Origin of the sequence: Nitratifractor sp., from assembly GCF_015487065.1 — a bacterium.
Lineage (GTDB): Bacteria > Campylobacterota > Campylobacteria > Campylobacterales > Sulfurovaceae > Nitratifractor.
Map to the genome: position 1 here is coordinate 1 of NZ_WFQN01000176.1, position 6,675 is coordinate 6,675.

A 6,675-nucleotide genomic window follows, 5' to 3' on the forward strand; every position below is an offset into this window, starting at 1 on the left:
CCGCCGGGGCCCGGCCTTTGCTGACCCACTACTCCCGTCCCCTGCTGCAGATCGTCACCAAGACCAACAAGCGCTCCAACAACCTCTATGCCCGCCACATTTTTCTCCTCCTGGGGGCCAAACGTTTCGGAGCCCCGGCCACCGAGGCCAAAGGGCGCAAGGCGGTCCGGGAGATCCTGGGAGCCCGAGGAATTTTGGGTGAGGAGACGATCCTGGACAACGGCTGCGGTCTCAGCCGCCGCACCCGGACCACGGCGAGGGCGCTGCACCGCCTTTTGGAAGATGCCCACCGGCGTTACGCCTGGACCTGGATGGGAACCCTGGCGATCGCCGGGATGGACGGGACGGTCAAGCGGCGCTTCCGAAACTCTCCCGTCCGTCGTCGCGCCTGGGTCAAGACCGGGACCCTCAAAGACGCCAAAAACATCGCCGGCTACGTCAAAGGACGCTCCGGTAAACTTTACATCGTCGTGATTCTCTACAACGGTCCTGAACGCTGGAAAGGCGCCCTGTTGGAAAATCAGATTCTGGAGTGGATCGTCAAAAACAAATGAGGAATGAGGAACGAGGAATGAAGAATTGAGTGTTCTGTAAAACAACCGTCATTCCGGGCTTGACCCGGAATCCAGGGCTTTGAATACCCATTAAACCGTGGATCCTGAATCAAGTTCAGGATGACGTAAGCGTAACTCTTAGGTTTTTCAGAGAGCTCAATTGATCAACCATTAATTTCTAGTTACTAGTTTCCGATTTTCTCCCCAAGGAAAAAAATGCAGTTTGAAACCTACCCGTTCGAAAAACTGACTCAGCTACTGGCAGATGTGACGCCCAACGGCGACTATACACCTATGAGCCTCACCATCGGGGAGCCTCAGTTCGAGACACCGGAGTTTATCCGGCGGGAGCTCTGCGACGCGGCGGCGCTGCTCAACAAATACCCCAAGACCGCGGGAGAAGAGTATCTCAAAGAGGCGATGCTGAGCTATCTGCGGCAGCGTTTCGGGCTGGAGCTGGGGATGGATCAGCTGATCCCCAGTTTCGGGACCCGGGAGCTTCTCTTCAACTTTCCCCAGTTCTATCTGCACGACAAGTCCGATCCGATCATGGCCTTTCCCAACCCCTTCTACCAGATCTACGAGGGGGCAGCGATCGCCAGCCGGGCCAAAATTGTTCATCTGGATCTGACCCCGGAGAACGGCTTTCAGCCTCCCATGGACGAATCGCTCCTCTCCCGCTGTGATCTGGTGATCCTCAACACCCCCAACAACCCCACCGCTTCGGTGATGCCTCTCACACAGATGCAGGCCTGGGTGCAGCTGGCCCAAAAGCACGATTTCCTGCTGCTCAACGACGAGTGCTATATCGATCTCTGGCTCGAGCGTCCTCTCCCCTCTCTGCTGGAGGCGAGTATTGCCGCAGGCAACCCGGAGTTTCATAACGTCCTGGTGATCAACTCCGTCTCCAAACGCTCCAGCGCTCCGGGGCTGCGCAGCGGATTTATCGCCGGGGACCGAAAAGTACTGGAGGCGTATCTGCGCTACCGTACCTACGTGGGCTGCGCCTCCCCGCTGCCGCTGCAGCGGGCGGCGGCTAAGGCCTGGGAGGATCAGGAGCATGTGGAGGGTTTCCGTCGCAAGTACCGCCGCAACTTTGAGCTGGCCGGGGAAATCCTGGGGGTGGAGCCTCCCGAGGCGACCTTCTATATCTGGATGGAGGTCGGGGATGAGCTGGCCTTTACCCGGGAGCTCTATCGACGCTATAATCTAAAAGTCCTGCCCGGCTCCTTCCTGGGCCGAAACGGGGTGGGCAAAGGCTATGTCCGTCTGGCGCTGGTCTACGAAGAGGCGCCGATGCGGGAGGCGCTGGAGAGAGTGGCCGCCTTTCGGCGAGATTTTGGATGATGGATTTTGGATGTTGGATTATGGGGTGTTGCTTTGCAACACGAATCTGAATGAAGAGGAAGGAATACAATGAATACTGAGAACAACAACGACGAGGCGATCGATCTGGAGGCGTTGAAAAACGACCCTCAGTTTCAGGAGAATCTGAAACTGCTGGAGAAGGAGATGCGGGCCCAGCGCTCCATCGCCAAAGGGTATCAGCTCCTGGATGCCAAGCTGCTGATGGAGGCGGAGCAGGAGGAGATCAACGAGCTCTTCACCTTCATCGTCAACGAAGCCTTCGACCGGCTCTCCCAGACCCTGAGCGAAGGGGGGCGTTTCGATATGAGCGATCCCGAGCAGTGGGCGACGGCGAGGGCGGTCTATGAACACGGGATCCAGCGCTACAGTGAAAACGATCAGAAAGGGGCCAGAGAGATCTTTCTGATTCTCTACTATCTCATCACCGAAGAGGAGCTGCGTGACGCCATGATGATCCACGCGGCCGCCGTGGCGGCGGGGCACGATTTTGACAGCTTCATCGAGAATCTGGCGGATGTGAAGTCGATCGATCCCAATGATGCGAGCGCCTTTTTTATCACCAGCTTCGTCCAGCCCCAGGATATTCTCCTGCAGATGTTTGCCAAAGAAGTCGCCGAAGGGAAGGCGCTGCTGGCGAAAATGGAGGAGAACAGCAAAACGACGGGTGAATAGTTGATGGTGAATGGTGAATGGTTTTGGTTGGCACTGCTTTGCAGTGCTTTGATATCTGAAAGAGAATGAGGAGTGAAGAGTGAGGAGTGAGGAGTTTTGGGGCGTCGCTTTGCGACGCGTTTTTTATGGAAGTGGGAATTTATTCCCGCCATACAGGGCGTCAGCCCTGCCCCCAATAACCAATAACCAATATACCAATAACGCTGCCTCCGGCAGCAGGCCGGAGGCGCTATGAAAATCCATTTCATCGGCATCGGCGGGATCGGGCTTTCGGCGTTGGCCAAGTTTCTGGCGGGGCGGGGGCACAGCATCAGCGGGAGTGACATGCGCCAGAGCGAGATCACCGATGATCTGGCGCTCAACTACGGGGCCAAGATCACCATCCCCCACCACCCCGACGCGGTGGAGGGGGCGGACCGGGTGATCTACTCGGCGGCGGTACGCCCCAGCAATGTGGAGTATCAGCGGGCCAAGGAGCTGGGGATCGAGTTGCTCAGCCGCAAGGAGGCGCTGAAGTTCATTCTGGCGGACAAGGAGGTCTACGCCGTTGGTGGGGCCCACGGCAAGAGCACCACCTCGGCCATGCTGGCGGCACTTCTGCCCGAGACCAACGCCCTCATCGGGGCCATTAGCAAGCAGTTCGGTTCCAATGTCCGCAGTGCTCCCAACGACCGGGTGGTCTTCGAAGCGGACGAGAGCGACGAGAGCTTTCTCAACTCCAATCCCCGCCTGGCGATTGTCACCAATGTCGAACCGGAACATATGGAGTATTACGAATACGATGAGACTCGCTTTTACAACGCCTACCGGAAATTCCTGGAGCTGGCCGAGATCCGGGTCCTCAACGGGGAGGATCCTTTCCTGGCTTCGCTGGGAGAGGCGCTTCCTTCGACCTATCTCTACCCTTCCAAAGATCTCGAAGCTATCGAGTTTGTCTTGGTGGAAGGTGAACCCCACACCCGCTTTACCCTGCGGGGAGTCGGGTCTTTTGAAGTCTTCGGCTTCGGGGAGCATATCGCCCTCGATGCGGCCCTGGCGATCCGGGCGGCGATGGAGCTGGGGGAGGTGCCCGAGGCCCTGCGGGAGCGTCTGCGAAACTACCGGGGGATCAAAAAGCGTTTCGATATCATCCAGAACGATGCGGAGTGTGTCGTCATCGACGACTACGGCCACCATCCCACCGAGATCGCCGCGACGCTCAAAGCGCTGAAAACCTTTCAGCAAATGCGGGATCTCTCCCGCCTCAAAGTGATCTGGCAGCCCCACAAATACACCCGGACCTTAGACAACCTCAAAGGCTTCGTCGAGTGTTTCGAAGGGGTGGACGAGCTGGTGATCCTCCCCATCTGGTCCGCCGGCGAACTGGAGATCCCCATCGACCTCAAAGGGGCCTTCAGCCGCTACGAGCCGATCATGGCCCAGCGGATCACCCGCGAAGACGGCATCGTCAAGATCCTGGACGAGAAGGGGCAGGTGATGCGGGAGTTCCGCGAGGGGCTGATCACCGCCTTCGGAGCGGGGGATATTACGTATCAGATTCGGGGAATACGATAGACGTCTGGAAGGAAGTTGATATTTCTTGAGGAGGCGAAAAGGAAAATGGCCTTACCCCACCATGGGTCATATTAGACGAACAATGCGGACTTTTTCTCTACCATTTTTAGCCAACTCATCATGGAGTTCTTCCAGTTTTTTTTCTGCCTCTGTCCTGGAGTGTGTTTTCAGGACGGAAACGAATGTCTTTTCATACCATTTGGGATCTTTGAGAATGACAAAACCCACCTGATAGGCCCGCCCCGTGTAAATACCCCATCCGATAAGACCAAGACCGGCGATGAAAATAAATAACAGTGTAGGGGAGAGGTCGAATCCTCCGATAGCAAGTGCAAGAAAGATCAGTGCCGCTCCTGCGACAATCTGAATAGTTCCGCTGGGGGCTCGATCCAGGGTGATCTGCATAACGGCATTCAGTGGGAAGCGAAAATCTTTGGTGAAATATATTTCAGTAGGTGAAATCATATATTCCCATTCTTTTTTCATTTCATCGATCCTCCTTCATGGTTATCCCAGCCATCCAGTCAGTATATGATGTGCTGGCCAATATATGCTTTGATTTTATATTATATAGATAATCTAGCCATTTGCAAATATATTTTCTAAGCTGCATCTATTGGCTGAACTTTTTGATACATAATCAGTTTGAGTGAATGCTATAATCCGAGAATCAAACGTGACGATCTTAGGGATTTTAATGAATTCTTTTTTTTGGCAGTTGACATTAAGCAAAAGAGGGAGATAGAGGATTGTGAAAAAAAAAGGCATAGACTTCGGAAAACTCCCCGAAAAACTCGATCTCAACGACTACCTCCAATCCTTCAGCTCCTTTTTCGCCCGGCCCAAGCCGGTGGCGATGGAGGGGGATACCCATCTGCATCACCGTTTCATCACCGCCCTCTCCAAGGCGGAGATCCCCGAGCCTCCCCAGGTGCCGGAGCTGACGGATCGGCTGATGCGCCTGGAGAAGCAGGGGGTGCTGGGGCTGGAGGAGATCTTCGATTTTATCCGGATGATCCGCTACTTCAACCGCCTGCGGGCCATGGGCCTGCCCGAGCCGGCGGGGAGCTGGATCGCCGAGATCGAGGTTCCCGAAGAGGTGGCGCAGATCGGCAGCTTCTTCACCGATGAGGGGGAGCTTAATCCCGAGAAGGAGCCGGAGCTGGCCGACATCGCCGAAGCACTGCGCCGGAACCGGGAGGCGATCCGGGAGACCCTCTACGGCCTGACCCGTTCCGAGCGCCTGCGGGACTATCTGGTGGATCAGCAGCTTCATCTGCAGAACGGCGAAGAAGCCCTGCTGGTGCGGGGCGGCTTCTCTTCGGTGCTCAAGGCCACGGTGGTGGGACGCAGCTCCGGAGGCTTTTTCTACGTGATCCCCGAAAAGGTCCGTTCCCTCAAGGAGCGGGAGTCGGAGCTGCTGAGTCGTCGGGAGGCGATCCACTGGCGCTACGCCCGGGAGTTTTCACAGGTTTTGCACCGCTGGGAGCGCTTTTTGCGCTATCTGGACCGACAGTTTGACCGCTTCGACCACTATCAGGCGCGGGTCCGTTTCGCCCGGGCGAAGGATTACGAGTTTGTCTTGCCGGGCAAGGGACGGGAGGTGATCCTGCGGGAGTTTGCCCATCCCGCCTTGGACAACCCGGTGCCGGTGAGCATCGATATCCGCCGCCCCATCGTCCTGATCACCGGGGTCAACGCCGGGGGAAAGACCATGCTGCTCAAGTCGATCCTCTCGGCGGTCTGGATGAGCCGCTATCTGCTCCCCTTCCGATGCAACGCCGCCGAAACCAAGGTCAGCCACTATCGCGACATCGAGGCGATCATCGACGATCCCCAGTCGGTCAAGAACGACATCTCCACTTTCGCCGGGCGGATGCTGGAGTTCTCCCGGCTCTTCCGGGAGCGGGAGGCGCTGGTGGGGGTGGATGAAATCGAGCTGGGAACCGATGCCGACGAGGCGGCGAGTCTCTTTCGGGTCCTGCTGGAGGAGCTCAAAGCGCGGGAGATGACCTTCGTCGTGACGACCCACCACAAACGCCTGGCCTCCCTCCTGGCGGGGGAGGAGGATGTGGAGCTCATCGCGGCCCTCTATGACGAGGAGCGGCGCCGGCCCACCTTTACCTACCTGGAGGGGACCATCGGCAAGAGCTACGCCTTCGAGACCGCCGAGCGCTACGGGATCCCCCGGTCGATTGTGGCCAAGGCGAGGGAGCTCTTTGGGGAGGACAAGGAGCGGCTCAACGAGTTGATCGAGCACTCCACCCGCCTGGAGGCGCAGATGCGCTCCCGGATCGCCGAGCTGGAGCAGAGTACCGAGGAGATTCGCCGCAAAGAGGCGCGGCTGCGGGAGCTGGAGGAGAAGATGCGCGAAGAGCAGCGCAAAGTCCTGGCGACCCTGGAAAATCGCTACAACGCGGCGACCAAACGGGCCCTGGCAGCGCTCAAAAAGACGGAGAACGCCGAGGCCCGTCGCCTGCTCAACGAAGCCCACCGCCACAAAAACCGGGCGAAGCTCCGGGAACCG

The 6,675-nt window shown here is 57.6% G+C and carries 6 protein-coding genes; 5 read left to right on the plus strand and 1 reads right to left on the minus strand.

All coding sequences use genetic code 11. From position 1 onward, the window contains the following. From F8I07_RS09975 to murC, 4 genes are all read left to right on the plus strand, one after another. A partial coding sequence (locus tag F8I07_RS09975) for a D-alanyl-D-alanine carboxypeptidase/D-alanyl-D-alanine-endopeptidase (protein ID WP_292659140.1) occupies positions 1-554 on the plus strand: 554 nt, incomplete at its 5' end. Between the two features lie 216 nt (positions 555-770). Further along, a complete protein-coding gene (locus F8I07_RS09980; RefSeq protein WP_292659142.1) occupies positions 771-1,901 on the plus strand; it encodes a succinyldiaminopimelate transaminase in 1,131 nt (376 codons plus the stop codon). A gap of 69 nt (positions 1,902-1,970) precedes the next feature. Beyond that, positions 1,971-2,594, plus strand: coding sequence for a hypothetical protein (locus F8I07_RS09985; RefSeq protein ID WP_292659145.1), 624 nt, complete (start codon positions 1,971-1,973; stop codon positions 2,592-2,594). Positions 2,595-2,825: 231 nt separating this feature from the next. Then, positions 2,826-4,148, plus strand: a complete 1,323-nt coding sequence (gene murC, locus F8I07_RS09990; RefSeq protein ID WP_292659147.1) for a UDP-N-acetylmuramate--L-alanine ligase — start codon at positions 2,826-2,828, stop codon at positions 4,146-4,148. Between the two features lie 66 nt (positions 4,149-4,214). Here murC and F8I07_RS09995 read toward each other — a convergent pair whose 3' ends face one another. Beyond that, positions 4,215-4,634 (minus strand): hypothetical protein, encoded by a 420-nt coding sequence (locus F8I07_RS09995; protein WP_292659149.1) that lies wholly within the window; start codon positions 4,632-4,634, stop codon positions 4,215-4,217. 265 nt (positions 4,635-4,899) lie between these two features. Here F8I07_RS09995 and F8I07_RS10000 point away from each other — a divergent pair. Further along, a partial coding sequence (locus F8I07_RS10000) for an endonuclease MutS2 (RefSeq protein WP_292659152.1) occupies positions 4,900-6,675 on the plus strand: 1,776 nt, incomplete at its 3' end.

Excerpts from the sequence above, each read along its gene's own strand:
- murC (WP_292659147.1), top strand. The coding sequence starts at position 2,826 with ATGAAAATCCATTTCATCGGCATCGGCGGGATCGGGCTTTCGGCGTTG.
- F8I07_RS09995 (WP_292659149.1), bottom strand. The coding sequence starts at position 4,634 with ATGAAAAAAGAATGGGAATATATGATTTCACCTACTGAAATATATTTC.
- F8I07_RS09985 (WP_292659145.1), top strand. The coding sequence starts at position 1,971 with ATGAATACTGAGAACAACAACGACGAGGCGATCGATCTGGAGGCGTTG.
- F8I07_RS09980 (WP_292659142.1), top strand. The coding sequence starts at position 771 with ATGCAGTTTGAAACCTACCCGTTCGAAAAACTGACTCAGCTACTGGCA.